The organism is Achromobacter deleyi (genome assembly GCF_013116765.2).
Lineage (GTDB): Bacteria > Pseudomonadota > Gammaproteobacteria > Burkholderiales > Burkholderiaceae_B > Achromobacter > Achromobacter deleyi_A.
In genome coordinates, this window is sequence record NZ_CP074375.1 from 280,560 (window position 1) to 306,243 (window position 25,684).

The window sequence follows — 25,684 nt, forward strand, 5'->3', positions numbered from 1 at the left end:
CTCCGGACCCGCGCGGGGTGGGCCGCCATTACGCGGCTTTTGCCCGGCGCGTGGAGTACATCCGGTGCAGCGTGATCTTGCGCACGGCGTTCTGGCTGTCCTGGATATGGGCTTGCAGCAGCTGGGCCGCGCGCGCCGCGTCGCGTGCGAGCACGGCGGTCAGGATGGCCCCGTGTTCTTCATAGGTCTTGCCGATGCGATCCGGCTGCGTGAAGTCCAGCCGGCGCACGATGCGGATCCGTTCCGTGGCGGCGCGGTGCACGCGCGCGATCTCGGGGTTGCCGGCGGCGGCCACCAGTTCGATGTGAAAGCGTTCGTCCAGGTCGGCGAGCCATTCGCAATCATTCGACCTGTCGCTTTCCTCCGCCAGCCAGATCTCCGCCAGGGGCTGCAGCGCGCGCATGGGGTCGGGCGCCAGTCCGGGGGCGCACAGCGCATGCACGGCGGCCGCCTCCAGCACGCTGCGAAGCTCATAGAAATGATCCAGCGTGTTGAAGTCCAGCGGCTTGACCAGCCATCCATTGCGCTGGCGCACCTCCAGATAGCCCTCGCGCTCCAGGCGGAACAGCGCTTCGCGCACGGGCGTGCGGCTGACCTGCAGGCGTTCGGCGATCTCGGTTTCGGTGAACCGGTCGCCCGGCGCCAGCCGGAAATCCAGGATGTCGCGTTTCAGCGAACTGTACGCGGTGTCGGCCAGCGTGCGCGGCATATCGATGGCGGCGAAAGCGGTGTCCATGTCTTGGCCTTTTGACGTTGCGGTTCAAATCGGGCGGGAACGCGCCGCGCCGGCAAGCTCCAGCGCATGAGCGGCGCGCAGGCAGTCGGCTTCGCGCCAGGGCGCGCCGATCAGCTGCACGCCCAGCGGCAGGTGGCCGTCCTGTTCCAGTTCGGGCCAGGTCGGCGCCGTGCACACCGGCAGGCCGATGGCGGAGATCGGCTGCGTCAGGAGCCCCATGCTGGCGCGCGCGGGCAATTCCTTGCCCGCCAGCGTGAGCCAGTCGGCGCCGATCGGGGTGGCGGAGACGGGCGTGGCGGGGGCGATCAGCACGTCGTAGCGCTCGTACAGGGCCAGGGCCTCGAGGTAGACGCGATGGCGGATGCGCTGCGCCTGCTGCACCCATGCCGCGGGCACCAGGCTGCCGGCCACGAGGCGGTCGCGCGAATGCGGTTCGTAGTAGTCGTAGTGCGTGACGAGCTTGCGGCGATGCAGTGCGCCGCCTTCGGCCGCGGTGATGATGAATGCGGCGGCGCGGGCCTGGGCGGCGCCTGGCAGATCGACGACGGTGGTGGCGTTCAGCGCGCGCGCGGCGATCTCCACGGCGCGGCGGGCTTGCGGACCGGCCCATTCCGAGAAGTAGCCGCCCAGCACCGCCACGCGCAACGGCCCGCCTTCGGCCAGCGTGGGCAGGACCGGCGCGGCCGGGCGCTGCGCGCAGGCGACGTCCTCGACGTCAGGCCCCTGCAGCGCATCGTAGGCGGCGGCCAGGTCGCTGGCGGTCGTCGCGAAGGGACCCAGATGATCCAGGCTGCCCACGAAAGGAAAGGAGCCCGCGCGCGACAGCCGGCCAAAGGTGGGCTTCAGGCCGAACACGCCGCATAGCGAGGCCGGCACGCGGATCGATCCGTTGGTGTCCGAGCCCAGCGTCAGCGGCACCAGCCCGCCGGCCACGGCGGCGGCGCTGCCGCCGGAGGAGCCGCCCGCGATGCGGCTGGCGTCGTGCGGATTGCGGCAGGCGCCATAGTGCGTGTTCTCGGTGGTGAAGCCGTAGGCGTGCTCGTCCATGTTCAGCGCGCCGATCAGCACCGCGCCGGCTTCGCGCATGCGCTCGACCAGTGTCGCATCGCGCCGGGCCGGCGGGTTGGAAGCGTTTACCCGACCGCCCGCCAGCGTGACTTCGTCGGCGATGTCGAACAGGTTCTTCACGGCATAAGGCACGCCGGCCAGCGGCGGCAGCGTTTCGCCGCGGGCGCGGCGCGCGTCGATCGCGGCCGCCTCCTGGCGAGCCCGGCCTTCGGTAAGCGCGGTAAAGCAGTTGTAGCGGGGGTCGCGTTCGCGCACGCGCGCCAGGGTGGCGTCCAGCACCGCGGCGGCGCTGCGTTCGCCGCTGCGGATCTGGCGCGCGATGTCGAGTGCGGGGCCGCTCACGGACGGAACACCGAGGCGGATTCCAGCTCCACGGGCAGCGGCTCATCCACGAAGCTGGCGGCGATATCGTGGATGCGCGAGAACTGCCGCACGACTTCCGCCGTGGTGGACTCGCGCAGGGCGTACCCCGACAGCGCCAGCGCGCTGCGGACGTATTGATCGATGGTTTCCTGGGTCATGACGGACTCTCGCGATGGACTTGATGTGAACCCTACTTGCGCACTTCGCGCTGGAAGATCTCCAGGCTCAGTTTCTTCATCTGGATGAAGCTGGGCTCGGACAGCGTCTCCACCTTGCGGGGACGCGCGTCGCCGTAGTCCAGGATCTCCGCGACCCGGGTGGGCCGCTTGGTCAGCAGCAGCACCTGGTCGGCCAGGTACACGGCTTCCTCCAGGTCATGCGAAACCAGCAGCATGGTGGTGCCGGTCTGCATGAAGACCTCTTGCAGCTTTTCGCGGATGAACAGCGTCATCTCGAAGTCCAGCGCGGAAAACGGCTCGTCCAGGAACAGCACCTCGGGTCCCGGGGCCAGCGCGCGCATGATGGACGCCGTCTGCTGCTGCCCGCCGGACAGTTCATAGGGATAGCGCTTCAGGTCGAACTTGACGTCGAACGACGCCACCAGTTCGTCGACCCGCGCATCCACCTCGGCCTTGCTGCGGCCTTCCAGGCGCAGCGGATAGGCGATGTTGTCGATGGTGCGCAGCCACGGGAACATGGCCTCGCGGTAGTTCTGGAAGACGTAGCCGATCTTGGTCTGCGCCAGCGATTTGCCGTCGAACAGGATCTCGCCCGAATCGATCGGGATCAGCCCGGCAATCATGTTGATCAGCGTGGATTTGCCGCAGCCGTTGGGGCCGAACACCGAGACGATCTTGCCCTTGGGGATGTCCAGGTTGAAGTCTTCATACAGCGGCCAGCCGGCGAAGTACTTGGTCAGCCCGCGGATGGTGATGTGCGTGCCCAGCGGACCGGGCTCGAAGGGGGCGATGGCGGGGCCGGGCGCGATGATGGGATTGATGACGGTGGACATTTATCGGCCGCTCCAATGGACCACGCGCTTTTCCAGCACGAGAAAAAGTATGTTCAGCACGTAGCCCAGCGCGCCGGCCGCCAGGATGGAGGCGTACATCTCGCGCACGTTCAGCACCTGCTGCGCATTGATGATGCGGTTGCCCAGCCCGCTGTCGGAGCCGATGAACATCTCGGCCACGATCACGATGACCAGCGCCATCGACACGCCGCTGCGCAGGCCCACGAAGGTAGGCTGCATGCTTTCCCAGATCAGCACGTCCTTGAAAATCTGCCAGCGCGAGGCGCCCATGACGCGGGCCGCCATCACGCGCTGCTTGCGCGCATTGATCACGCCATAGGCGCTGTTGAACAGGATCACCAGCACCGCGGCGAAGGCGGCAATGGCGATCTTGTTCATGTCGGTCACGCCGAAGATCATCAGGAACAGCGGGATCAGCGCGGAAGAGGGGGTGGACCGGAAGAAGTCCACCAGGAACTCCACGCTGCGATAGGCCTTTTCGTTGCTGCCGAGCAGCACGCCCAGCGGCACGCCGATCACGCCCGCGATCAGGAAGGCCTGCAGGGTGCGGTTGAGCGAGGACAGGAAGTCGCCCAGCAGCGGGCCGCCCGCCATGCCCTTCACCAGCGCCACGATGGTGGCGCTGGGCGTGGGCAGCAGCACTGGGCTGACCAGCTGCAGGCGCACGACCAGGTCCCAGACCACGAACAGGGCCAGGGGGCCGATCAGCGGCAGCAGGCGCGCGGCGTCGAACTTGCGCGGCGGCTTCGCGGCCGGGGCGCCGGCTGCGGTGGTTGCGGTGGTTGCGCTCATGGCTCAGCCCTTGTAGAGCATGGCCGGCACGTCGACCTTCTGCGCGAAGATGCCCTTTTCGGTGAAGAGGTCGAAGAATTTCTGGAAGTACTGGATGTCGCTGGGCGTGAACTCGTTGTAGAGCGTGTAGGCGGCCAGGGGCACTTCCTCGGTCATCGGGCCTTCGATGGCGGTGTAGCCCTTCATGAAGGGACGCGCCTCTTGCGGCTTCGTGCGGATCAGTTCGATGCCGCGCGCATAGGCGGCGATGAATTTCTTGCTTTCTTCAGGATGCTTTTTCAGGAAGGCGGTGGTCAGCGAGGCCGATCCGCCGAACCATGGCGCCATGGGATCGCCCAGCACGTACCTGGCAATCACGCCGGTTTCCAGCACGCGGGTGGTGCCGTTCAGGCGGCCCACCGTGCCCGTGGGCTCCAGCGTGTAGCACGCATCCAACTGGCCGGCGGCAACCGCGGCGACGTGCTGGCTGATCGCCAGCTCGACCACGGTTGCCCCGGTTGCGCCGGCGCGCTCCAGTACTGCTTTGGCCAGTGTGGAATTCTGGATGCCGGGTCCAGATCCGACCTTTTTCCCCTTGAGGTCTGCTATGGATTTGATGGGACTGTCTTTCGCGACGATGAACTCGTCCAGCACGTTCTTGGCGTTGCTGGGATTGGACGCAAAAATCTTGAACAGGCCGGGCGAGGCGATTTCGCCGATGGCCAGGTTGGCCGAGCCCGTGCCGTTGGCGCTGCCGTCCGCGCGGCCGGCCAGCATGGCTTCCATGACCTGCTGCGCGCCGGCGAACTTCAGCGGTTCGACGTTCAGGCCGACTTCCTTGAAATAGCCTTTTTCGATCGCCGCGTAAAAGGGCAGGCCGGCCGCGACGGGCCAGAAGCCGATGCGGATGACGGGACCGGATTGCGCGCGCACCAGCGCCGGCGCGGCCAGCGTGGCGGCGCCCATCGCGGCCCCCTGGATCAGCCGGCGGCGGGTGGCGTTGAAGGCGTAGGGCGCATTGCGGTTGATCATGTAAGGCTCCTGGTCTGCGAGAGGTGTGGCGCTTGTAGACAAGCTTGCATACCAGTCTTCAAGCAATACCCGTGCCAGCTTTTTCGCGGGCTTCGTTTCCCTATGGGCGGCCCCCTGCCGGGCGCCGGTCTGGTGCCCGGCATGAACCACTTTGGTGCATGGCGCACCACTTAAGGGGACATAACCCCGGCGGATGTCGCGCCACCGGGTATGGCGGTAGCATGTCGGCCATGAACACGCGTTTTGTTGAAGCTTTTCTGTGGTCGGCCCGCCTGGGCAGTTTCCGGGCCGCCAGCGACCGCCTGCACATCACCCAGGCCGCCGTGGCGAACCGCATCGCCTCGCTGGAGGAAGACATAGGCGCCCGCCTGTTCGAGCGCGACGCCAAGGAGTTGAGGCTCACGGCCATCGGCACCCGGCTGCTCGACTACGGCGAACGCCTGCTCGAGATCCGCCAGCAGATCCTGTCGCTGGGCAAGCGCGGCGACGACGTGTTCGGCCTGGTGCGCATCGGCGCGATCGAAACCGTCGTGCATACCTGGCTGATCGGTTTCCTGACGAACCTGCGGTCCACCTATCCGGGCATCGAAGTGCAGCTCACTTCCGAGACCACGCGCGCCCTGCATCGCGGATTGCGCGAGGGCACGCTGGATATCGCCTTGCAGACGGACCTGATGAACGACGCCGGCATCATCAGCACGGCCTGCCTGCCCATGGAAATGGGCTGGGTGGGGCCGGCGGGCGACGAGGAAACGCTGACGGTCCAGCAACTCCTGAGCGAACCGGTACTGACCATGAGCCCGGGATCGCAGCCGCACGAGGCGCTCAAGGCGCTCTACCGCGAGGCCGGCATGCCGCTGGGCAAGGTGCACTGCGTCAGTTCGATCTCCGCGCTGGCGCGGCTGGTGCGCAGCGGCTTTGGCCGCGCGCTGGTGCCGCTGCCGCCCATCTACGAATATGTCGCGCGCGGCGAGGTGCAGATCATCCGCGGCGACATGCCCGTGCCGCCCCAGCTGCTGGTGGTGAGCTATCTGGAAAGCGCGGGATCGGACGCCATCCGGCTGGTCGCAGAACTGGCCAGCCGCGCCTCGGATCAGTTCACGACTTCCGTCGTGGCTCCGCGGATGGGTTCGGCGCAATAGCAACGGTGTTATCCCTAGGGTGGCTTTCAGTAATTCTGTTGCTGCAAGGAAGAATTACTCGTTTGTCGCCGACCCGCCCGCCGGCTGAAGATTGGACCTTCCGCAATCCAGGGAATTTCCTTTCTTCCGCTTATGAGCACGCACACCGAATCCACGCTTGCGCCCAATGGGCTGCTGTTCGTCGCGACTGACGTAGACGCCGCCGACGAGGCCGACTTCAACCGCTGGTACGACCGCGAACACGTCGAAGAGCGCGTGCGTATCCCCGGCTTCCTGTCGGGCGCGCGCTACCTGTCCCGGGATGGGGGCCGCAAGTACCTGGGCCTGTACCGCACGCAATCGCTGGCCGCCTTCACTACCGCCGACTACCGCGCCGCCTTCGAGCGCCAGACGCCGTGGTCCGTGGCCAACCTGGGCCGCATGCGCGACCCGATGCGCCGGGTGTGCGCCGTCGAGGCCGTGACGGGCTTCGGCAGCGGCAGCCAGCTCGTGGTGCTGTCTTTGCCGGCGGCGGCCGATGCCGCGGCGGCCGGTGCCGCGGCGCTGATTGCCCAGGCGCGCAAGGTGGGCGCCGAACTCGCCGAGGCGGACGGCTTCGTCCAGTCCTATCTGCTGGTGCCCGATGCGGCGCTCAGCACGCCGCTGCCGCGCGAATCCACGGAGAACCGGGTGCTGGCTCCCTTGTTCGTGGTGGAGGCCAGCACCGAATCGGGCGCGCGCGCGCTGCGGGAACAGGCTGGCCGCGCCTTCAACGTCAACCCGTCCGACGGCTGGCTACTCGGACTGGGTTGGAAACTGGCGGCGTCGGAACTGCGCTAAGCGCGTCCCGCCCGGCCTCACACACTACACATACAGGGGAAATCCATGGCTGAAGAAACACTGTACGACGCCGCGGCCGTCAAGACCGCGGCGGCGCCGAACAAGATGCGCCGGCTGGCCTTGGCCAGCTCGGTCGGCACCACGCTGGAGTGGTACGACTTCACCATCTACAACCTGATGGCGGCATTGGTCTTCAATTCCATCTTCTTTCCATCCTTTGATCCGCTGACGGGCACCATCCTGGCATTCTCGACCTACGCCGTGGGCTATGTGTCGCGCCCGCTGGGCGGGTTCGTCTTCGGCCATCTGGGCGACCGGCTGGGGCGCAAGTTCGTCCTGGTCGCGACCCTGGTCATCATGGGGATCTCGACAGGCCTGATGGGCTTGCTGCCCACCTATGCTTCGTGGGGCGTGTGGGCCCCGGTGGCGCTGGTGGCGCTGCGCTTCGTGCAGGGCGTGGCCCTGGGTGGGGAATGGGCGGGCGCGGTGCTGCTGTCGATGGAGCACGGCAAGCCGAACCAGCGCGGGCGCAATGCCTCGTTCACGCAGGTGGGGCCGTCCTGCGGCACGCTGATCGGCACCGGCTTCATCGCCGTGGTGTCGGCCTTCCTGAGCCCGGAAGACTTCCAGGCCTGGGGCTGGCGCGTGCCGTTCGTCTCCAGCGTGGCGCTGGTGCTGTTCGGCCTGTGGCTGCGCCGCGGCGTCGAGGAAACGCCGGTGTTCCTGGAGATGGAGGAAAAGCGCGAAACCGCCAGCACGCCCATCAAGGAAGTGCTGGGCCAGCACTGGCGGCAGTTGCTGGTCGCCGGCGGCTCCCGCATTGGTTCGGACGTGCTTTACGCGCTGGTGGTCGTCTTCACGCTGACCTATGTGACCACGGTGCTGCACCTGTCGCGACCCATGGCCCTGACCGCCACCATGCTGGGCGCCGCGTTGAACGCGATTGCCGTGCCGCTGTGCGGGCATCTGTCGGACAAGATCGGCCGGCGCCCCGTGTATCTGGCCGGCGCGGTCCTGGGCATGATCTGGGCGTTCGTCTTCTTCGTGCTGATGGATACCGCGCATCCCATCGCCATCTGCGCCGCGGTCGTGGTGGGGCTGCTGATCCATGCGCTGATGTATGGCCCGCAAGCCGCCTTCATCACCGAGCAGTTTCCTGGCCGGGTGCGCTACGCGGGCTCTTCCCTGGCCTACACGCTGGCCGGCATCGTGGGCGGCGGCTTCGCGCCCCTGATCATCGCCAGCCTGTACAAGTCCTGGAATTCGACCTTTGCGATTTCGCTGTACGTGGCGGCGGCGCTGGTGGTGACCGCGGTGGCCGTGCTGGCCGCCCGCGAAACCGCCAAGTCACCGCTGCAGCGCTGAGGCTCAATGCGCCTGGGGGTCGAACTTCTTCACCAGCACGGCCCACTTGTCGTGTTCGCGCTTGATGAAGGCCGAGAACTGCGCGGGAGTGCCGCCCACCGGCTCGGCGCCCTCGCGCAGCATCTGTTCATTGAGCGCGGGCAGGGTGGCATTGACTTCGCGGTTGACGATGTCCACGACCTGCTGCGGCGTGCCCTTGGGGGCGAAGAAGCCGAACCACGAGCCGGCGTCGAAGCCCGGATAGCCGGATTCGGCGATGGTGGGCAGGTCGGGCAGCGTCGCGGACCGTTGCGACGTGCTGACCGCCAGGGCCCGCAGCTTGCCCGAACGGATATGTCCGATCACCGAGGGGATGGTGGCGAACATGAAGTCGATGCGCCCGGCCAGCAGGTCGTTGACGGCGTCCGCGCCCTTGTACGGCACGTGCGTGGCGTTCACGTTCAGCTCGTCCATCAGCATGTAGCTGGACAGATGCGACGAGGTGCCCACGCCCGTGGAGCTGTAGTTGAGCTGGCTTGCGGTCTTCACGTACTTCAGGAAGCCCTGGATGTCCCTGGCGGGCGAGGACGGCGGCACCACCAGCACATTGGGCACGGTGGCGATCTGCACCATCGGAATCAGATCGGTCAGCGGGTTGTACGGCAGCTTGTTCAGCGAGGGGTTGACGGCGATGGGGCCGACGGAGTTGACGATCAGTGTGTGGCCATCGGGCGCGGCGCGCACCACGAATTCGGTGCCGATGTTGCCGCCCGCGCCGGGCTTGTTTTCGACGACGAAGGGTTGGCCCAGCTTCTGCGTCAGGGTGTTGGTGACGCTGCGGGTCAGGGTGTCGGTGGTGCCGCCGGGCGAGAACGCCACGATGACCTTCACCGGCCGGTCTGGATAGTCGGCGGCGCTGGCCGGCGGCGCGATACAGGCGCCAGCCAGCGCGGCAACAGCGAGCAAGGCTTGGGGAGTATTCATGATGTCTCCTCGCGTGGTTGTTGTGGTGTCATTGCTGGCGCCGTGCCGCCACGCCGGCCGGCGCCTGGGAAAGCAAAGGACTTCAGTCGCGGTATCCCGGATCAAGCCGGTCCAGCTTGCGCAGCAGGGCGGGCCACTCCATCACGCCATAGGGGCGCCGGGTTCCGGGCTGGTAGTTGTTCCAGGTTTCCTCAAGCACCGGCGCGGCCACGGCCTGCAGCCGCGCGCCCGTCGCCATCGCGGCAAGCTGGGAACGGCAGGCCAGTTCCAGCCGGTGCATCCAGTTGAACGCTTCGCCCACGGTGCGGCCCACGGTCATCGCGCCGTGGTTGCGCAGGATGAGCGCTTCGCCCTGGCCCAGGTCCTGCAGCAGCGAGGCCTGCTCGTCCGTGCCGAGCACCACGCCCTGGTAGTCGTGATAGCCGATCTTCAGGAAGCGCATCGCCGTCTGGGTCAGGGGCAGCAGCCCGCACTCCAGCGATGACACGGCCATCGATGCCCAGCTGTGCGTATGGATGACGCAGTCCACGTCGTGCCGGTGGGCGTGCACCGCGCTGTGGATCACGTAGCCGGCCTTGTTGATGCCGTAGTCCAGTTCGCCGAAATCCGGCTTGGCGAGGATGGTGCCGTCCACGTCGACCTTGATCAGGCTGGATGCCGTGATTTCCTCGTACATCATCCCGTAGGGGTTGATCAGGAAGGCGTTGTCTTCGCCCGGCACGCGCGCCGAGATGTGGTTGGCCATCATGTCGGCCATGCCGTAGATCTCGACCAGGCGGTAACAGGCGGCAAGGTCCACGCGGGCCTGCCATTCCAGGTCGGAGCAGTGCGGCCGCATGGAGGAAATGCCCAGATTCCCCGGGCGCGGTGAATGAGTAGTCATCGGAATTCGTGAAGGTCGAACGCCACCGCACAGCGCGATAGCTTGATGAATATCAATCTATCCGTCCGGGTGGCATCCGCCTAGGCATGCCGGGGGCATGAGGGCATCACGAATCCAGAAGGGTGGCTCCGGGCCAGCCGCCGTGGCGCACCAGCGCGCGCATGACGTCCAGCAGCACGACGCGCGCCGCCAGGGCGGCGGGCGACAGCTCATCGTCGCTGATGCAATAGATCTGGTTGCGGCGAAAGAGAAAAGGGTCGTCGATCGGGTGCATGCTCAACACGCCGGACTCCACGCGGGCCACGGCGGCGCCGGGCTGGATCGTGGCGATGGGGTTGGCCTGCACCAGGTCCATCAGCGTGGTCAGGCCGTCCACTTCCACGCCGATCCAGGGTTCGATGCCGGCGCGCTCGAAGGCCGCCTCGACCCAGGCGCGCAGTCCGTGCGCCTTGCTGGTGACCGCCAGCGGCAACCCCGCCAGTTGCTCAAGCCGGGCGGGCTCGCCGTCGGGCAGGGGAATCATGCCCCGCAGGGCCAGCAGGAACAGCTTTTCGTCCAGCACCGGTATCACGCTGCGGCCCTGCGCGCTGTCGTTCTGGAACAGCACGGCCAGATCCAGGCGCCGGGCATTGAGCAGTTCGCCCAGATTGCCAGAGAGCCCTTCAACCAGGTGCAGGCGCACGTTCGGATAGCGCTCGGTCATGGCCGCATAGAACGGGCGGCCCAGCAGCGACGCGGTGGTGGGCGCGAACCCCACGCTTACCGTTCCGGCCAGGCGCGCCTCGCGCGCGGCCGCCACGGCGTTCTCCGCGTGCCGCAGCGTCAATTGCGCCTGGCGCAGGAAGGCCGTGCCGGCCGGCGTAGGGACCACGCCCGTGGGGCTGCGTGTCAGCAGCCGGGTGGCCAGCTCGCCTTCCAGCCGGCTGATCTGCTGGCTCAGCGCCGAGGCCACCACGCCCAGGTCACGGGCGGCGCGGCCGATGCTGCCCAGTTCGGCGACGCGGACGAAATAGCGGAGTTGACGGAGTTCCATGGCGGACGGAGAAGAGGAGTGAAAAAAGGGGCGGGATGGCCGCTTTCTACTCGCGGCAGCATACTTTTCTATTCAAAAAATTGTCAGCTATCTGAATTCCGCCTGAACATCAAACGAAAATTGTTTACACTCGCATCCACAAAATTTCATGTCGGAGCGGGCCGCCGCGGGGGCGGCGCCGTTCGAATTACGGGAGAAAGTCGATGCGCAAGTTGCTATTGGGTGCGGTGCTGGCCGCTGCGGTGTACGGCGGGACGGCGCAAGCCGCCGTCGAGCCTAAGGCCGTGGTCGCCACTTATTCGGACTTGGCGCTGGCCGGCTACGAAGACTCGCTGACATCCGCCAAGAAGCTGCGCGACGCCATCAACGCCCTGGTCGCCAAGCCCAGCGCCGAAACCCTGAAAGCCGCGCGCGAAGCGTGGCTCGTGGCTCGCGTGCCCTACCAGCAGACCGAGGCCTACCGCTTCGGCAATCCCATCGTCGATGACTGGGAAGGCCGCGTGAACGCCTGGCCGCTGGATGAAGGCCTGATCGACTATGTCGACGCCTCCTACGGCACGGAGAACGACGAGAACGCCTACTACGCTGTCAACGTCATCGCCAATTCCAAGATTTCGGTCGGCGGCAAGACGGTGGACGTCAGCAAGATCACGCCCGAACTGCTGTCCGAGGTGCTGCACGAGGCCGACGGCAACGAAGCCAACGTGGCCACGGGCTACCACGCCATCGAATTCCTGCTGTGGGGCCAGGACCTGAACGGCACGGGCGCCGCGCCCGCCGACCGCAAGGGCACGCCGCAGGAGCGCCATTCGGGCAACCGTCCGCACACGGACTTCGATCCCAAGCAATGCACGGGCGGCCACTGCGAACGCCGGATCGAATTCCTGAAGGCCGTGACCGATTTGCTGGTGACCGATCTGGAAGAAATGGTGGGCAACTGGAAGAAGGACGGCGCCGCGCGCAAGGCGGTAGAGGAAGATCCCAAGGCCGGCCTGATCGCCATGCTGACCGGGCTGGGCAGCCTGTCGTACGGCGAACTGGCCGGCGAGCGCATGAAGCTGGGATTGATGCTGCACGATCCCGAAGAAGAGCACGATTGCTTCTCGGACAACACGCACAACTCGCACTACTACGACCAGATCGGCATCCGCAACGTCTACCTGGGTTCGTACACGCGCATCGATGGCAAGAAGGTCACGGGCGCAAGCCTGTCCGAACTGGTCAAGGCCAAGGACGCCAAGCTGGACGCCGAAGTGCGCGCCAAGCTGGACGCCACGGTCGCCGCCATGCAGGCCATGAAGACGCGTGCCGAAACGGTCGAGACCTACGATCAGATGATCGCCGACGGCAACAAGGAAGGCAACGCCGTGGTGCAGGCCGCCATCGACCGCCTGGTCGATCAGACCCGCAGCCTGGAGCGCGTGATCACGCTGCTGGAATTGGGCAAGGTTGCCATCGAAGGTTCCGATAGCCTGGATAAACCCGACGCCGTATTCAAGTGAAACTCGTATTAGCCGCCATACTGGCGGCGTCGGCTCACACCGGCGCCGCCGCCGCACCCGCAGTGCCTGGCGGGCGTGACGACCTCACGCCCGAAGATCAAAAGCGCGTCACCGCCATCACGGCGCCCACGCGGGATTTTTCGAAGGTGGAAACCTTCGAGACCATGCAGGCGGGCGCCGCCACCACCAACAAGCTCATCAACGCCGACATCTTCTCCCAGCCGTCGGCCAACATGAGCTTTGAGGGGCGCCAGGAATTCCAGGTCGGCAATGGCCTGTTCCGCAAGGACTGGGTGTCCGCGCCCGCGTCCACGCAGGCGTCCGACGGACTGGGACCGCTGTTCAACGCGCGCTCCTGCCAGGCCTGTCATACCAAGGACGGGCGCGGCACCGTGCCCGGATTCGATCCGCTGGAACGCACCGATGCCGTGGCGCTGCTGCTGCGCCTGGCGGTGCCGGCCGGCGCCGACCGGGGGCATCCCAAGCTGGCCCCCGAAGACATCGCGGCCCTGCCCGAACCCGTCTACGGCGTGCAGCTGCAGAACTTCGCGGTGGCGGGCCTGCCCGCCGAGGGCCGCATGGAGATCGAGTACGAGCCCGTGCCGGTGGCGCTGAATGGCGGCGAGACCGCCACCTTGATGAAGCCCACGTATCGCATCGAGAACCTGGGCTATGGCCCCATGCGCGCCGACACGCAGATCTCCCCGCGACTGGCGCCGCCCATGATCGGGCTGGGCCTGCTGGAATCCGTCCACGAAGCCGACATCCTGGCCAACGTGGGCGCCGACAAGCGCGACGGCATCGTGGGCAAGGCCAACTGGGTCACCGATGCGCGCACCGGCGCCCGCGTGCTGGGCCGCTTCAACCTGAAGGCCGGGCAGCCCACGGTGGAGCAGCAGAGCGCCGCCGCCTTCTCCAACGACATGGGGCTGTCCACGCCCATGTTCCCCAAGCATTCCGGCGACTGCACCCCCGCGCAGAAGCAATGCCTGGACATGCCGCACGGCGCGCAGCCGCGCTTCGGCCCGGAGGAAGTGCCGGCCAAGCTGATGGACTTCGTCACCATTTATTCCACCAACCTGGCCGTGCCGCAGCGGCGCGACGCCGACGACGCGCGCGTGCTGGCCGGCAAGAAGCTGTTCTACGAAGCCAATTGCGTCGCCTGCCACGTGCCCAAGTACGTGACGAGCCGCAATGCCAAGCAGCCCGAGCATCGCTTTCAGCTCATCTGGCCCTACACCGACATGCTGGTGCACGACATGGGCGACGATCTGGCCGACGGCGTGACCGACGGGCTGGCCAATGGCCGCGAATGGCGCACGCCGCCGCTGTGGGGCATCGGCCTGACCAAGACCGTCAATCCCAATGCGACCTGGCTGCATGACGGGCGTGCCCGCAGCCTGCTCGAAGCCGTGCTGTGGCATGGCGGCGTGGCCCAGCCGGCGCGCGACCGCGTCGTGGCCATGACGCCCGAAGAGCGCGCCGACCTGATCCGCTTCCTGGAGTCCTTGTGATGGAGCGACAAGCCAAGCGTGTGTTCAAGAAAGCCGCGCTCGCGGCGCTGATGCTGGCGGCCCCGCTGGCCGCGCGGGCCGAATTGCCCGCCGACCTGGGCGAGCGCCTGGCGCGCGACTACGCCCGGCCCGCCGTGGCGAAGATGACGGACGCCGCGGCGTCCCTGGATGGCGCGCTGGGCGGCTGGTGCGCCAAGCCCGATGCGGCCGGCGCCGCGCGCGTCGGCGAGGCCTTCACGACCTTGGCTCAAGCCTGGTCGGGCGTGGAGATCCTGCGCTTCGGGCCGCTGGTGCAGGCCAATCGCTTCGAGCGTCTGGCGTTCTGGCCCGACACCCGCGGCGTCATGCCCAAGCAGGTGCAGGCGCTGATCGCGGCCAAGGACGAAGCGCTGCTCAAGCCCGGCGCCCTGGCCGGGCGCAGCGTCGCGGTGCAAGGGCTGCCCGCCCTGGAGTACGTGCTGTACGGCGAGCCGGCTCTGCTCAAGCAGAGCGGCGCGCCAGGTTTTGCCTATGCCTGCGGCTACGCCCGCGCGGTGTCCGCCAACGTCGCGGCGATCTCCCGCGATGTGGGGGAGGCCTGGAGCGCCACGGGCGAGTTTGGCCGGCAGTTCGCCAAGCCCCATCCGGGCAATGACCTGTATCGCGATCCGCAGGAAGTGGCGGCGGAGGCCATGAAGGCCCTGTCCACCGGCTTGCAGTTCGCGCGCGACGTGAAGATCGTCCCGGTGCTGGGCGATACGCCCGAAGCCGCGCGGCCCAAGCGCGCGGCGTTCTGGCGCAGCAACCTGTCCACGCAGCTGCTCGCGGCCAACCTGGACGGCCTGCAGGCCTTCTATCAGGCGGGCGGCTATCCCTTGCCGCCGGGCGGCGAGTGGATGGACGTGTCCGTGCGCGGCGAACTCACCAGCGCCGCGCAAACCCTGCGGGCCGTGCCGGTTCCGCTGGACCAGGCGCTGGCGGGCGAAGAAGGGCGCCGCCTGCTGCTTTTGGCATCGCTGACCATCAAGAACGCCAAGGCCATCGTCGATCAGGATCTGGCGCCGGCGCTGGGCGTCACCATCGGATTCAATGCGCTCGATGGCGATTGACCGCCGTCGCTTCCTGTCGCTGGCGGCGGCCCTGGGGCTGTCGCCCGGCGTGGCGCGGGCGGTCCTGCCCGCCGGGGGCGGCCCGCTGTACCTGAGCGCGCGCAAGCGTGGCGGGCGCGACGAGGCCGTGCTGCTGGACGAGGCGGGCCGCGACCGGCTGGCCATCCCCATGCCGGCGCGAGGCCACAGCTTTGCAATCGATCCCGCCGGACGGCGCGCCGTGGTGTTCGGCCGCCAGCCGGGTTTCTTCGCCCTGGGATTTTCCCTGGACGGCGGCGAGCCCGTGGCGCTGCCCCTGCACGAGGAACGGCATTTCTTTGGCCATGGAGCCTATGTGGATGGCGGCCGCCTGCTGGCCGCCACCGAGAATGATTTCGAGGCGGGGCGCGGCGTGCTGGGCCTGTACGATGCCACGCCGGGCGGCGGATACCGGCGAGTCGGCGAGTTCGACTCCGGCGGCATCGGTCCGCACGAGGTCGTGCTGATGCCCGACGGCAAGACGCTGTGCGTGGCCAACGGCGGCATCCTTACGCATCCCGACTACGGCAAGCTGGAACTGAACCTGGACACGATGCGGCCGTCCCTGGCCTACATCGACGCGGCCAGCGGCCAGCTGCTGGAAAAGGTGGAACTGGGTCCCGAACTGCATCGCCTGTCGATCCGGCACCTGGCCTTGGCGGCCGACGGCGCGGTGTGGTTTGGCTGCCAGTACATGGGGCCGGCCGCCGACCGCCCGGCGCTGGTGGGCAGGCACAAGCGCGGCGCCCGGCTGGAACTGTTCGAAGGGCCGCCAGAGACGCTGCGCAACATGCGCAACTATGTCGGCTCGGTAACCGTAGACGCATCGGGCGGCATCGTCGCCACGTCCAGCCCCGTGGGCGGACAGGTCATCTACTGGGACGCCTCCAGCGGACGATGCCTGGGCACCACCGCGCTGGCCGACGGCTGTGGCGTGGCGCCCGCCGCGCGAACGGGCTTTCTGGTCAGCAGCGGCCTTGGCGCGATGCTGCGAACGGACGCCGCGGGGCAGGAGAAAGCGCTGCTGCCGCCGTCGCGCGAGCTGTCCTGGGACAATCACTTCCGCATCGTTCCCGCCTGACGCGTCTTTACAAAGCCTGACACAACAGGGCCGCTACGCGGCCCTTTGCGCATTCCGCATCTGATACAGTTTTCGGTCGCTTTTTTTTCGCAGGAGGTTCCATGGATGAAGCCGTAAAAGAATTTAACGTCTGGGCTCCCAGGCTGATGGATATGGGTGTCAATCTGCTCATCGCCTTGCTGATCCTGGTCATCGGCTGGTGGGTCTCGTCGTTGCTGGGTGGCTGGGTCCGTCGGGCCGCGACGCGCTCCAGCAAGGTCGACCCCACTATCGTGCCCATGTTCTACAGCACGGTGGTCTGGGCGGTGCGGATCTTCACGGTGATCGCGGTGCTGGCGCGCTTCGGGGTGCAGACGGCCAGCCTGATCGCGGTGCTGGGCGCCGCCGGCCTGGCAGTCGGCCTGGCCTTGCAGGGGACGCTGCAGAACATCGCGGCGGGCATCATGCTGCTGATGCTGCGTCCCATCCGCGCGGGCGAATACGTGGCGCTGAGCTCCGGCGTGGAAGGCACGGTCGAAGAGGTCGGCCTGTTCCTGACGCGCCTGGTCCAGGGCGATGGCATCCATCTGACCTTGCCCAACAGTACCGTGTGGAACGCCACCATCACCAACTACAGCCGCAACAAGACGCGTCGCCTGGATATCCCGGTGCCGGTGCGATATGGCGACGACCTGAACGTGGTGCTGGCCAAGCTGCAGCAGATCGTGGATGCGCGTACCGATGCGCTGAAGGACCCGGCGCCGCTGGTGAAGGTGGTCGACTACAAGGAGAACGGCGTCATCGTGAACGTGCGCGTGTGGGCCGAAGCCAGCAAGTACTGGGACCTGCGCTGGGGCCTGTACCAGCAGATCCGCAGCTCGCTGGAAGAGGCCGGCTTCCAGGCCCCGATCCCGCTGCGTGAGATCCAGAATCCCAAGGCCGGGGCCGCGGCCTGATATCGGGCCTGGCCGCTGCGGCGGTCAGGCCTGCATCGACAGCCGGGCCAGCTCGGCCTTGATCCAGCCCGCGATCTCCCGCTGGCGCTGCGCCGGCATGCGGTCGATGATGGCGGTGACGCTGACGGCCAGCAGCGGCGCGCCCTGCGCATCGAGCAGCGCGCAGCCCACGCCGAGCGCGCCGCGCACCGCGTGGTTGCCGACCACCGAATACCCGCGGGCGCGGGTGTTTTCGATCAGGCGGTACATCTCCTGGGGCGTCATGCCGCCGTATTCGTCCAGCCTGCCGGAATTGCGTTCGACGATGCCGCGCGCGAGGTCGTCGGGCAGGGCCGCCAAGAGCGCCATGCCGCCGGATCCCACGCCCAGCGGTTGCCGCTTGCCGGCGTACGTGGCCAGGATCTGCACGGGATAGCTGCCGATTTCCCGGTGCAGGCTGATCGAGTCGTCATCTTCGCGCACCACCAGGAACACCGCGTCGCCCGTCCGGTCGGCCAGGCGGCGCAACACAGGCAGCAGCTGGCGCACGCGCGGATCGCGCGAACGCGTGTCCGGGTCCACCGCAAGCTGGGCACGGTATTTCTTGGTGCCCGTCACCGGTAGCACCAGCCCCGCGTCCAGCAGGGCGGCCAGCAGTCGGTAGATGGTGGGGCGCTGTATGCCCGTCAGGCGGGCAATGTCGGTCACGCTCAGGCCGTCGGGGCCCTGGTCCCGCAGGGCGGCCAGGACGGCCAGACCGCGCCGCAATGTGCGTGGGCCTGCGGCCGCGGCATCGCTGTCTTGCATGCAAATCTCTGAAAACTATGGGTTATCACGGAACCGACAAGGGAAAACCATTGTCCGTAGCGTGGACTCTACCTTGATGTAACCCGTGTGTATAGCTCAGAATGCACCATCCAATAATTCGAATCGTCCATGTAATGGACAGTACCTGCACGGAGACACTATGACTACAGGTCAAAAGCCTGGCCTGCGGCGTCTGGCCGCCACCCTTCTGGCCACCGCCGCAAGCGCATTTGCAATGGGTTCCGCCCACGCAGCCTATCCTGACAAGCCCGTCCGCATCGTGGTCGGTTTTTCGGCTGGCGGCACCACCGACGTGATCGCCCGCATCATGGCCAAGGAGCTTACCGAGAGCCTGGGCCAATCGTTCGTGGTCGAGAACAAGCCTGGCGCCGGCAGCAACATCGCCACCGACCAGGTCCAGCGCGCCACGCCCGATGGCTACACGCTGCTGTTCGTGGCCGTGACCAGCGCCATCAACCAGACGCTGTACAAGAACGTCTCGTTCGACCTGACCCGCGACTTCGCGCCGGTGGCGCTGGGCGCCAAGGTGCCCAATATCCTGGTCGTGAATCCCCAGGTGCCCGTGAAATCGGTGCAGGAACTGGTGGAATACGCCAAGAAGAATCCCGGCAAGCTGGCGTTCGCGTCGTCCGGCAGCGGCACCTCCATCCACATGGCGGGCGAGCTGTTCAAGATGAAGGCGGGCGTGGACGTGCTGCACGTGCCCTACAAGGGCAGCGCCCCGGCCATGACCGACCTGATCGGCGGCCAGGTGCAGTTCATGTTCGACAACATGCCGTCGGCCTGGCCGCACGCCCAGTCGGGCAAGCTGCGCGCCCTGGCCGTGACGACCAGCGAACGCTCCAAGAGCGCGCCGGACCTGCCCACCATGAAGGAATCGGGCTTTGCCGATTTCGACGTGTCGTCGTGGTTCGGCCTGCTGGCGCCGGCCGGCACCCCGCCGGAGGTCATCAACAAGCTCAACGCCGCCATGCAGCAGGCGCTGGACAAGCCTTCCGTGCAGACCAGCTTTGAAAAGCTGGGCGCCGTGGGCGTGAAGACGACGCCGGCCGAATTCGGCCAGTTCATCAAGTCGGAAGTGGAAGGCTGGGCCCCGGTGGTCAAGGCCTCCGGCGCAACGGTGGATTGATCTTCGGTTCCCCGGCGGCAGGCCGCCGGGATATCGATGCGCGAGGGACGGGCGATGCCCGTCCCTATTTTTTTCTGGCCTTCGCGAGCATCGCGGTGCAGACGCCGCGCATCATGTCCACCTCGTCGCGGGTCAGCGAAAGGCGGGAATACAGGTGCCGCATGCGCGGCATCAGCTTCTTGGGATGGGCCGGATCCAGGAACTGCACGCCGATCAGCGCTTCTTCCCAGTGCGCCAGGAACGCCTGCACCGCTTCGCTGGATGCGGGCTCGGCGCCGCGCGAGGACTCCTGGGCGGTCGACGCGGGCAGCAGGGCGGCGCCCTGGTCCACCAGCAGGGCGTAACGCAGCTCCCAGGCGGCCAATTGCAGCGCCTGGGCGACGTTCAGCGAGCTGTACTCGGGATTGGCAGGGATGTGGCAAATGCGATGGCACAGCGCGATCTGGGCGTTCGTGAGGCCTGCGCGTTCGGTGCCGAGCACTACGGCGGCCACGCCCTCGGCCGTTTCGGCCAGATGGGCGCAGGCCAGATCGGCCGCCTGGCGGATATCGCAGGGCGGGGGGCCCAGGTCGCGGACCCGGGCGGTCAGGGCGAAAGCCATGGTGACCGGGGCCAGCGCCTCTTCAAGGGAGCCGTAGATCCGGGCATTTTCCAGTACGTCGAGGGCGCCGCTGGCCAGCGCCACGGCCTCCGGCTGGCTGGTTACATCCGGGAACTTGGGCTCCACCAGAACCAGTTCGGAGAAGCCCATCGTCTTGATCGCGCGGGCCGCCGAACCGACGTTTCCGGGGTGGCTGGGGTTCACCATTACGAAGCGAACACGTGAAAATGCTTGAGTCATTTAAAATGGCACGTTTGGCTTAGTGCCTTCCTGGTTTTTTGGGTCGATTTCCCCGGTTGGGGCAACGGCGGACCCGGGGGGCGGCAAGCGGCCTACCATCAAGCCAACTCATCGCATTCGTACGGAATTTTATGCACCCGATGCTCAATATCGCCATCAAGGCGGCCCGGCGTGCCGGCACCATTATCAACCGTGCCAGCATGGATTTGGAACGACTCAGCGTGGCTCGCAAGGGGCCGCGCGATTATGTCACGGAAGTCGATCGCGCCGCCGAGGAGTCCATCGTCGAAACGCTGCATGCCGCTTACCCGGACCATGCCGTGCTGGGCGAGGAGTTCGGGCTGCAAGGTCCGGACCAGGCCGAGTTCCAGTGGATCATCGATCCCCTGGACGGCACGACCAACTTCATCCACGGCCTGCCCAACTACGCCGTGTCGATCGCGCTGACCCAGCGCGGTCAGGTCACGCAGGCGGTCATCTATGACCCGTCGCGCAACGAACTGTTCACGGCCAGCCGCGGCAGCGGCACCTTCCTGAACGACCGCCGCGTGCGCGTCTCGGGCCGCACCCGCTACCACGATGCGCTGCTGGGCGCCCACTGGCCCAACGCCAGCGATCCGGAAACGGGCTCGCAGCGTTTCCGCCAGATGGCCGAAGGCGCCACCGGCGTGCGCCGCCTGGGCTCCACCGTGCTGGACCTGGCCTATGTAGCCACCGGCCGCCTGGACGGTTTCTGCGGCGTGGGCCTCAAGCCCTGGGACCTGGCCGCGGGCAGCCTGATGGTTCTGGAAGCCGGCGGCCTGGTCGCCGACTTCGACGGTGAGCAAGGCTGGATGGACAGCGGCAATGTGCTGGCCGCCAGCCCGAAGATATTCACGCAGATGTTGTCCGCGCTGAATCCGCCGTCGGCGGCTTGACGCGCTTGCGCAGGCAAAAGAAAACCGGCCAGCAGGCCGGTTTTTTTTTGTCTTGCGTGTTGCCGTTCAGGAGCGGCCGGTCTGCGTGATGAGCTTGCCGTCCGGCAGCACCATCCAGGCGCTCAGGCCCAGGCTGCGCACGATTTTCTGCGTGTCCTCCAGCGGCATGTGGGAGAAGGCCGTGGACAGCGCGTCCGCGGCCGTCGCGGTGGTCGCCATGACGGATACGCTGCGATAGCGGGGGCGGGCATGGCCGCTGCGCGGATCGAACAGGTGCGAGAACCTGCCCGCCGCATCCAGCGGCGTGCCATAGCCGCCGGATGTCGCCAGGGCCTGATTGCCGATCGGAACCTGCGCCAGGATCTGCTCGGGCGCCTGGGGATCGGCCAGCCCCACCCGCCACCCGGCCGGGCTGGCTGACGGGTCCCACCCGCGTATCTCGCCCATGTCGACCAGGGCCCGCTCCAGTCCGCCGTTCCTGAGCAGGTCCGTCACCTTGTCGGTGATGTAGCCCTGGGCGATGCCATTGAGCGTCAGCGCCATGCCTGGGCGCAGCTGGATGCGCTGGGTATCGAGCTCCACGCCCTGGTAGGAAACGTGCGCCAGCGCCGACGCGACCGCGGCGGCCGGCGGTCCGGCCGGATCCGCCTGCGCCTGGGCGAAATGCTCCGCATACACGCGCCACAGCGGCTGCACGGAGGGATCGAACAGGCCCCCCGTCAGCACGGCGTAGTGCTGGCTCTCGCCAAGCAGGCGAAGCAGGTCGGAAGGGGGATTCTCCAGGTATCCCTGGCGGTTCAGGATGGCCAGCGCGCTGTCGTCGCGGTAAAGGCTGAATATGCCTTCGAGGCGGCGCAGTTCCTGCAGCGCCTGGGCAATCAAGCGTTCGGCGGCCTGCCGGTCGGGGTGATAGAGCCTCAGCTCCGCGTCCGCGCCCAGGGCCGCCCCTTGCCAGCAGGTGGGGGCAATGGCGGCGTGCGCGCGCCGCAGGGGGCTGGAAGTGAGCGCCAGCGCGGATGACGCGGCGACGATGCCGATGAAGCGGCGGCGGGCGGGATTGATCATGGCGATTTGAATGGATGGAAGGCTGACGGCGGCAAGATGCGCGCCGCGCTATTGGGCAAAGACATAGTCCTCTGGCATTTCGGAGAAGCTCACGACCCGGCCGCCGTGGGCCTGGGCGAAGGCAAGTGCGCGGGTCTTGTCCGAAAACGGCATGGCGTCCGCGGCGCCCATGCCCCCGACGAAGCTTCCTTCTATGACGTAGTAGGCCAGCTTCGCGTCGATCCAGGACGCGGGATCCGCGGCGCCGTCCGGGCCGGCGGCGGCCATGTCGTTGACATAGATGGCGCTGATGCCCTTGGGCTCCTCCGGCAGCAGCGTGTAGGCGAACACCTGCTTGATGGACGAGAACCACACCGGCGCGGAGCTGCCCCTGACGAAAATCTGCCCCTTGGGGCCGGCGTGGTCCTGCAGCGTCATGCCGCAGTAGTGGCCGACGGCCTCGGCGGTGATCGCGCTGGGGGCGGGCGTCTCGGCGCGCGGATCCTCGCCGCGGCAGGCCGACAGCGCCAGCAGGAGGGCCAGGATCCAGGCCATGCGCGGCGGCTTCATAGCTGCTTCCTCCGGAAGAAGACCGCCGCCAGCAGGAAGGGAATGGCGATCCACAGCAATTGCGCGATCACCAGCAGCGGCACGGGCAGGCTGGCCTGATCGCTGACGCCCGCCATGCCGGCATACATCGATATGTTCTCGAAGCCCGTCAGGTTCAGGAGCCGGTACACATCGGACGGATTGGCCAGCAGCAGGGCATTGAGCAGGTCCGGGGTCACGTGGCGGCCCTGGTCGGCGGCCAGCACGCCCAGCAGCCCCATGTCGTAGATCACGACGAAGAACAGCCAGACGCCCAGCGCGATGCCGGCGGCGGTGGCGCGTTCGCGCACCAGGGTGCTGACCAGGTAGCCCATGGCCAGGAAACTCGCGCCCAGCAGCACGCTGGCGCCGATCAGCAGCGCGAACGGCTTCCATGCGCCGGCGTCCATGCCGCCATAGACCCATTGCAGCGCCAAGCCCGCCGAGCCGTAGCCCGCGCCGGTGGCGATCGCCAGGATGGCCAGGTGGCCGATGAATTTGCCGACGATCACCTGCCAGCGCGATACCGGGTAGCTGAGCAGCAGGGCCATGGTGCCGCGGTCGATCTCGCCGACGATGGCGTCGTACGCCAGCAGCATGGCGATGAGGGGCACCAGGAAGATCGACAGGCTGGACAGGCTGACCACGGTGACGGTCAGCGGGTCGACCTTCACCGCGCCGGTGGGAGAGCTTCCCAGCAGCCCCAGCGCCAGCGCCAGGGCGGCCAGCAGCAGGGACGTCGCCAGGACCCAGCGATTGCGCAGGCCGTCGCGAATTTCCTTGCCGATGATTGTGTATACCGCGTTCATGCGTCTTCCCGTTCAAGCAAATGGGCATAGATGTCATCAAGCCCGGGCACTTGTATGTCCAGGTCGCTGATGGGCGAGGCGATGGCGCCGATGCCGCGGATGGCCTCGACCTTGTCCGCTTCGCTGCAAAGCCGTTCGTATCGTCCTGCGTCGATCTGGCGCCACTGCGGCGGCGGGGCATACGAGGGATCCGATTGCGCGAGCGTCATGCGGATGCGTATGGGCAGGCCGGTGGCCTGGCGCAGCGCCGGCATGGCGCCGTCGGCGATCTTGAGGCCCGCCTTCATGATGACGATGCGGTCGGCGTGTCCGGCCAGTTCCGACAGGGCGTGCGTGCTCAGCAGGATGGTTGCGCCCTTTGCGCGCAGCTCGTGCACGATCTCGTAGAACGTCAGCCGCGAAGCGGGGTCCAGGCCGGTGGTGGGCTCGTCGAACAGCAGGATCCGGGGTTCGCCCAGCAGCGCCTGCGCCAACGCCAGCCGCTGCCGCATGCCCTTGGAATACCCGCCCACGCGGCGGTTGGCGGCTCCCGAAATTCCCACCTTCTCCAGCAGCGCCGCGTTGTTGGCGAGCGGCTGGCGCTTGAGGCGCGCATAGAAGGCGAGGGTCTCCGCGCCCGTCATGGCCGGATGCAGCGCCACGGTTTCGGGCAGATAGCCGATGCGCCCGCGCAAGCGCGAGGCCGCGGGGCTGTGGGCGTCCTGGCCAAACAGCGTGACGCGTCCGTGCGAAGGGCGGATCAGGCCCAGGACCAGCTTGATCAGCGTGCTCTTGCCGGCGCCGTTGTGGCCGGCGAGCGCCACGCATTCGCCTTCATGCAGATCCAGGTCCAGGCCGTCGATGGCCCGGTGTGTTCCGTAATGCTTGCTGACGCCGGAAAGCGTCACCAGGGCGGTGCTCATTGTGTTTCCTTGGCGTGTCGCGCCGATGCGGCGGTGGGTTTCATCAGCGGCGCGCTGTCGATGACGCCTCCGGGCAGGATTGCCGGAAATTGCGATTGCGCCCAGCGCACCACCGAGATGGCGGGGCTGTTGAGCAGGATGCGCGCGGACGGGGCGCGCCACAGCAGCTGGTCCACCACGTCGTTCGGGCGGTAGGCCGTATCGGCGATGCCGTCGCCGTTCAGGTCGAAGGCGGTGTTATCGCTCCAGTAGTTGCCGCGCCCGCCGGCCGACCATTCCAGCACGCGGGTGCCCACGTACTTGACCTGGTTCTTGTTGTTGATGAAGGCATTGCCGGAGATCTCGTTGCCGTCGGATCCGGCGGTGAAGTGCACGCCGATCTCGCAGTTGGAGAAGTGGTTGTCCCGGAACCGGTTCTTGTTGGCGTTGTAGATGAATACGCACTTTCCCGCGCCGTTCACCGTGTTTCCGGAAATGTTGGAATCGTTGGCGTAGTTCATCATCAGGCCTTGCTCCACGTTGTTGAGCGCCACGTTTCCCGTGACGATCAGGCGGTGCGAATACATGATGGCGTAGCCGATGTCGTTGCCGGTCGACACGTTGCCGCTGATCTCGCTGTCGTTGGTGTACATGTAATGCACGCCATAGCGCAGCTCGTGAAAGCGGTTGCCGACGAACCGGTTCTTCTTGCTGGTGTTCACGAAGACGCCGTCGCGGCCGGCGGAAATGTCGTTGTCCACCACCGCGCTGCCTGGCGTGTTCCACAAAGAGACGCCGTTGCCGCGCTCGGCCACGCGCAACTCGCGGTTGCCCACGATGCGGTTGCCGCGCACCATCGCGTCGTCCGGGCCCCATATGTAGACGCCGAAAAGGTTGTCGAGGATATCGTTGTGTTCCACCACGGCGCGGTGCGCGCTGCGGTCCAGGAACACGCCCGCGTCCATTTCCGGCAGGTTCAGGCCGGAGCGGGTGACGGTAAGGTTGCGCACCGAAACGTCCGCGGCCTTGATCCACAAGGTGCGCCCCTGGCGGGTGCCGGCGATGATGGCGGAGCGGTCCTCCGGGCCCTCCAGCGTCAAGGGCTTGTCGATGACGATCTCGCCGGCATAGGTGCCCGGCGCCAGCCGCAGCCGGTCGCCGGGCTGCGCGGCGGCGATGGCTTGCGCCAGGTCGGCGCCGGCGGCCAGGTCCACGGTGGCCGCCGCAACGGCGCCGTGCAGCGCCAGGCCGAGGCCGGCAAGCAAGATGCCGGCCACGGCGCGTCCTCCAGATTGCAGGGTTGCGATGAAAGCCATACAGCG

The 25,684-nt window shown here is 67.2% G+C and carries 26 protein-coding genes; 10 read left to right on the forward strand and 16 right to left on the reverse strand.

The annotated features are described in order from the left end of the window. Positions 1-28: 28 nt before the first annotated feature. Genes HLG70_RS01265 through HLG70_RS01290 form a run of 6 tightly spaced genes read right to left on the reverse strand, consistent with a single transcriptional unit; the run spans position 29 to position 5,003 of the window. Entirely contained in the window at positions 29-736 is a 708-nt protein-coding gene (locus HLG70_RS01265) for a GntR family transcriptional regulator (RefSeq protein ID WP_171664714.1), read from the reverse strand. Between the two features lie 24 nt (positions 737-760). Then, entirely contained in the window at positions 761-2,146 is a 1,386-nt protein-coding gene (locus tag HLG70_RS01270) for an AtzE family amidohydrolase (protein WP_171664713.1), read from the reverse strand. Next, on the reverse strand, positions 2,143-2,325 hold the full coding sequence (locus tag HLG70_RS01275; RefSeq protein ID WP_171664712.1) for a DUF4089 domain-containing protein: 183 nt from the start codon (positions 2,323-2,325) through the stop codon (positions 2,143-2,145). The genes HLG70_RS01270 and HLG70_RS01275 overlap by 4 nt, the downstream gene beginning before the upstream one ends. Before the next feature lie 32 nt (positions 2,326-2,357). Next, positions 2,358-3,179 (reverse strand): ABC transporter ATP-binding protein, encoded by an 822-nt coding sequence (locus HLG70_RS01280; RefSeq protein ID WP_171664711.1) that lies wholly within the window; start codon positions 3,177-3,179, stop codon positions 2,358-2,360. Then, positions 3,180-3,992: an ABC transporter permease gene (locus tag HLG70_RS01285; protein ID WP_171664710.1), complete on the reverse strand. Its 813-nt coding sequence runs from the start codon at positions 3,990-3,992 to the stop codon at positions 3,180-3,182. 3 nt (positions 3,993-3,995) lie between these two features. After that, the gene (locus HLG70_RS01290) at positions 3,996-5,003 is read right to left on the reverse strand and encodes an ABC transporter substrate-binding protein (RefSeq protein ID WP_171664709.1); all 1,008 of its coding nucleotides are present in this window, start codon (positions 5,001-5,003) and stop codon (positions 3,996-3,998) included. Between the two features lie 230 nt (positions 5,004-5,233). Between HLG70_RS01290 and HLG70_RS01295 the strand changes: the two genes are divergently transcribed. From HLG70_RS01295 to HLG70_RS01305, 3 genes are all read left to right on the forward strand, one after another. Then, entirely contained in the window at positions 5,234-6,145 is a 912-nt protein-coding gene (locus tag HLG70_RS01295; RefSeq protein ID WP_171664708.1) for a LysR family transcriptional regulator, read from the forward strand. A gap of 132 nt (positions 6,146-6,277) precedes the next feature. Continuing rightward, positions 6,278-6,964: a DUF4286 family protein gene (locus HLG70_RS01300; protein ID WP_171664707.1), complete on the forward strand. Its 687-nt coding sequence runs from the start codon at positions 6,278-6,280 to the stop codon at positions 6,962-6,964. A 45-nt stretch (positions 6,965-7,009) separates the two neighbouring features. After that, positions 7,010-8,329, forward strand: coding sequence for an MFS transporter (locus tag HLG70_RS01305; protein WP_171664706.1), 1,320 nt, complete (start codon positions 7,010-7,012; stop codon positions 8,327-8,329). Between the two features lie 3 nt (positions 8,330-8,332). Here the strand turns inward: HLG70_RS01305 and HLG70_RS01310 are convergent, their stop codons facing one another. From HLG70_RS01310 to HLG70_RS01320, 3 genes are all read right to left on the reverse strand, one after another. After that, positions 8,333-9,292, reverse strand: coding sequence for a Bug family tripartite tricarboxylate transporter substrate binding protein (locus HLG70_RS01310; protein ID WP_171664705.1), 960 nt, complete (start codon positions 9,290-9,292; stop codon positions 8,333-8,335). Between the two features lie 82 nt (positions 9,293-9,374). Next, on the reverse strand, positions 9,375-10,175 hold the full coding sequence (locus HLG70_RS01315) for a class II aldolase/adducin family protein (protein WP_171664704.1): 801 nt from the start codon (positions 10,173-10,175) through the stop codon (positions 9,375-9,377). A gap of 106 nt (positions 10,176-10,281) precedes the next feature. Further along, entirely contained in the window at positions 10,282-11,208 is a 927-nt protein-coding gene (locus HLG70_RS01320; protein ID WP_171664703.1) for a LysR family transcriptional regulator, read from the reverse strand. A gap of 203 nt (positions 11,209-11,411) precedes the next feature. On the opposite strand from HLG70_RS01320, the gene HLG70_RS01325 reads away from it, so the two are divergent. The 5 genes from HLG70_RS01325 to HLG70_RS01345 all read left to right on the forward strand — a co-directional run bounded on the left by HLG70_RS01325 (position 11,412) and on the right by HLG70_RS01345 (position 17,346). Next, positions 11,412-12,710 (forward strand): imelysin family protein, encoded by a 1,299-nt coding sequence (locus tag HLG70_RS01325; RefSeq protein ID WP_171664702.1) that lies wholly within the window; start codon positions 11,412-11,414, stop codon positions 12,708-12,710. Continuing rightward, positions 12,707-14,224, forward strand: a complete 1,518-nt coding sequence (locus tag HLG70_RS01330; protein WP_171664701.1) for a di-heme oxidoredictase family protein — start codon at positions 12,707-12,709, stop codon at positions 14,222-14,224. The genes HLG70_RS01325 and HLG70_RS01330 overlap by 4 nt, the downstream gene beginning before the upstream one ends. Beyond that, positions 14,224-15,312 carry an imelysin family protein gene (locus tag HLG70_RS01335; RefSeq protein ID WP_171664816.1) on the forward strand — a complete coding sequence of 363 codons (1,089 nt, stop codon included), beginning with the start codon at positions 14,224-14,226 and terminating at the stop codon, positions 15,310-15,312. The genes HLG70_RS01330 and HLG70_RS01335 overlap by 1 nt, the downstream gene beginning before the upstream one ends. Continuing rightward, the gene (locus tag HLG70_RS01340) at positions 15,302-16,411 is read left to right on the forward strand and encodes a DUF1513 domain-containing protein (RefSeq protein ID WP_171664700.1); all 1,110 of its coding nucleotides are present in this window, start codon (positions 15,302-15,304) and stop codon (positions 16,409-16,411) included. The genes HLG70_RS01335 and HLG70_RS01340 overlap by 11 nt, the downstream gene beginning before the upstream one ends. A 101-nt stretch (positions 16,412-16,512) precedes the next feature. Continuing rightward, entirely contained in the window at positions 16,513-17,346 is an 834-nt protein-coding gene (locus HLG70_RS01345) for a mechanosensitive ion channel family protein (RefSeq protein WP_171664699.1), read from the forward strand. A gap of 24 nt (positions 17,347-17,370) precedes the next feature. On the opposite strand, the gene HLG70_RS01350 is transcribed toward HLG70_RS01345, so the two are convergent. Then, entirely contained in the window at positions 17,371-18,132 is a 762-nt protein-coding gene (locus tag HLG70_RS01350; protein WP_171664698.1) for an IclR family transcriptional regulator, read from the reverse strand. Between the two features lie 160 nt (positions 18,133-18,292). Between HLG70_RS01350 and HLG70_RS01355 the strand changes: the two genes are divergently transcribed. Further along, positions 18,293-19,282, forward strand: a complete 990-nt coding sequence (locus HLG70_RS01355) for a Bug family tripartite tricarboxylate transporter substrate binding protein (protein ID WP_171664697.1) — start codon at positions 18,293-18,295, stop codon at positions 19,280-19,282. A gap of 64 nt (positions 19,283-19,346) precedes the next feature. Here the strand turns inward: HLG70_RS01355 and HLG70_RS01360 are convergent, their stop codons facing one another. Further along, positions 19,347-20,123, reverse strand: coding sequence for an RNA methyltransferase (locus HLG70_RS01360; protein WP_171664696.1), 777 nt, complete (start codon positions 20,121-20,123; stop codon positions 19,347-19,349). A gap of 131 nt (positions 20,124-20,254) precedes the next feature. Here HLG70_RS01360 and HLG70_RS01365 point away from each other — a divergent pair, with 131 nt between their 5' ends. Continuing rightward, a complete protein-coding gene (locus HLG70_RS01365; protein WP_171664695.1) occupies positions 20,255-21,040 on the forward strand; it encodes an inositol monophosphatase family protein in 786 nt (261 codons plus the stop codon). 66 nt (positions 21,041-21,106) lie between these two features. Here HLG70_RS01365 and HLG70_RS01370 read toward each other — a convergent pair whose 3' ends face one another. Genes HLG70_RS01370 through HLG70_RS01390 form a run of 5 tightly spaced genes read right to left on the reverse strand, consistent with a single transcriptional unit; the run spans position 21,107 to position 25,678 of the window. Continuing rightward, positions 21,107-22,105: an FAD:protein FMN transferase gene (locus HLG70_RS01370; RefSeq protein WP_171664694.1), complete on the reverse strand. Its 999-nt coding sequence runs from the start codon at positions 22,103-22,105 to the stop codon at positions 21,107-21,109. Between the two features lie 48 nt (positions 22,106-22,153). Continuing rightward, entirely contained in the window at positions 22,154-22,654 is a 501-nt protein-coding gene (locus HLG70_RS01375) for a nitrous oxide reductase accessory protein NosL (RefSeq protein WP_213697154.1), read from the reverse strand. Beyond that, positions 22,651-23,481, reverse strand: coding sequence for an ABC transporter permease (locus HLG70_RS01380; protein ID WP_171664693.1), 831 nt, complete (start codon positions 23,479-23,481; stop codon positions 22,651-22,653). The genes HLG70_RS01375 and HLG70_RS01380 overlap by 4 nt, the downstream gene beginning before the upstream one ends. Next, positions 23,478-24,383 (reverse strand): ABC transporter ATP-binding protein, encoded by a 906-nt coding sequence (locus tag HLG70_RS01385; RefSeq protein ID WP_171664692.1) that lies wholly within the window; start codon positions 24,381-24,383, stop codon positions 23,478-23,480. Before HLG70_RS01385 ends, HLG70_RS01380 begins: the two co-directional genes overlap by 4 nt. Then, positions 24,380-25,678: a nitrous oxide reductase family maturation protein NosD gene (locus tag HLG70_RS01390; RefSeq protein WP_171664691.1), complete on the reverse strand. Its 1,299-nt coding sequence runs from the start codon at positions 25,676-25,678 to the stop codon at positions 24,380-24,382. The genes HLG70_RS01385 and HLG70_RS01390 overlap by 4 nt, the downstream gene beginning before the upstream one ends. Positions 25,679-25,684 lie beyond the last annotated feature (6 nt).

Bases quoted from the DNA above. Each gene is read 5' to 3' on its own strand.
- HLG70_RS01320 (WP_171664703.1), bottom strand. From the start codon at position 11,208: ATGGAACTCCGTCAACTCCGCTATTTCGTCCGCGTCGCCGAACTGGGC.
- HLG70_RS01350 (WP_171664698.1), bottom strand. From the start codon at position 18,132: ATGCAAGACAGCGATGCCGCGGCCGCAGGCCCACGCACATTGCGGCGC.
- HLG70_RS01385 (WP_171664692.1), bottom strand. From the start codon at position 24,383: ATGAGCACCGCCCTGGTGACGCTTTCCGGCGTCAGCAAGCATTACGGA.
- HLG70_RS01380 (WP_171664693.1), bottom strand. From the start codon at position 23,481: ATGAACGCGGTATACACAATCATCGGCAAGGAAATTCGCGACGGCCTG.
- HLG70_RS01265 (WP_171664714.1), bottom strand. From the start codon at position 736: ATGGACACCGCTTTCGCCGCCATCGATATGCCGCGCACGCTGGCCGAC.
- HLG70_RS01275 (WP_171664712.1), bottom strand. From the start codon at position 2,325: ATGACCCAGGAAACCATCGATCAATACGTCCGCAGCGCGCTGGCGCTG.
- HLG70_RS01300 (WP_171664707.1), top strand. From the start codon at position 6,278: ATGAGCACGCACACCGAATCCACGCTTGCGCCCAATGGGCTGCTGTTC.
- HLG70_RS01390 (WP_171664691.1), bottom strand. From the start codon at position 25,678: ATGGCTTTCATCGCAACCCTGCAATCTGGAGGACGCGCCGTGGCCGGC.
- HLG70_RS01335 (WP_171664816.1), top strand. From the start codon at position 14,224: ATGGAGCGACAAGCCAAGCGTGTGTTCAAGAAAGCCGCGCTCGCGGCG.
- HLG70_RS01290 (WP_171664709.1), bottom strand. From the start codon at position 5,003: ATGATCAACCGCAATGCGCCCTACGCCTTCAACGCCACCCGCCGCCGG.
- HLG70_RS01360 (WP_171664696.1), bottom strand. From the start codon at position 20,123: ATGACTCAAGCATTTTCACGTGTTCGCTTCGTAATGGTGAACCCCAGC.
- HLG70_RS01295 (WP_171664708.1), top strand. From the start codon at position 5,234: ATGAACACGCGTTTTGTTGAAGCTTTTCTGTGGTCGGCCCGCCTGGGC.
- HLG70_RS01310 (WP_171664705.1), bottom strand. From the start codon at position 9,292: ATGAATACTCCCCAAGCCTTGCTCGCTGTTGCCGCGCTGGCTGGCGCC.
- HLG70_RS01340 (WP_171664700.1), top strand. From the start codon at position 15,302: ATGGCGATTGACCGCCGTCGCTTCCTGTCGCTGGCGGCGGCCCTGGGG.
- HLG70_RS01315 (WP_171664704.1), bottom strand. From the start codon at position 10,175: ATGACTACTCATTCACCGCGCCCGGGGAATCTGGGCATTTCCTCCATG.
- HLG70_RS01375 (WP_213697154.1), bottom strand. From the start codon at position 22,654: ATGAAGCCGCCGCGCATGGCCTGGATCCTGGCCCTCCTGCTGGCGCTG.
- HLG70_RS01345 (WP_171664699.1), top strand. From the start codon at position 16,513: ATGGATGAAGCCGTAAAAGAATTTAACGTCTGGGCTCCCAGGCTGATG.
- HLG70_RS01285 (WP_171664710.1), bottom strand. From the start codon at position 3,992: ATGAGCGCAACCACCGCAACCACCGCAGCCGGCGCCCCGGCCGCGAAG.
- HLG70_RS01355 (WP_171664697.1), top strand. From the start codon at position 18,293: ATGACTACAGGTCAAAAGCCTGGCCTGCGGCGTCTGGCCGCCACCCTT.
- HLG70_RS01370 (WP_171664694.1), bottom strand. From the start codon at position 22,105: ATGATCAATCCCGCCCGCCGCCGCTTCATCGGCATCGTCGCCGCGTCA.
- HLG70_RS01325 (WP_171664702.1), top strand. From the start codon at position 11,412: ATGCGCAAGTTGCTATTGGGTGCGGTGCTGGCCGCTGCGGTGTACGGC.
- HLG70_RS01305 (WP_171664706.1), top strand. From the start codon at position 7,010: ATGGCTGAAGAAACACTGTACGACGCCGCGGCCGTCAAGACCGCGGCG.
- HLG70_RS01365 (WP_171664695.1), top strand. From the start codon at position 20,255: ATGCACCCGATGCTCAATATCGCCATCAAGGCGGCCCGGCGTGCCGGC.
- HLG70_RS01280 (WP_171664711.1), bottom strand. From the start codon at position 3,179: ATGTCCACCGTCATCAATCCCATCATCGCGCCCGGCCCCGCCATCGCC.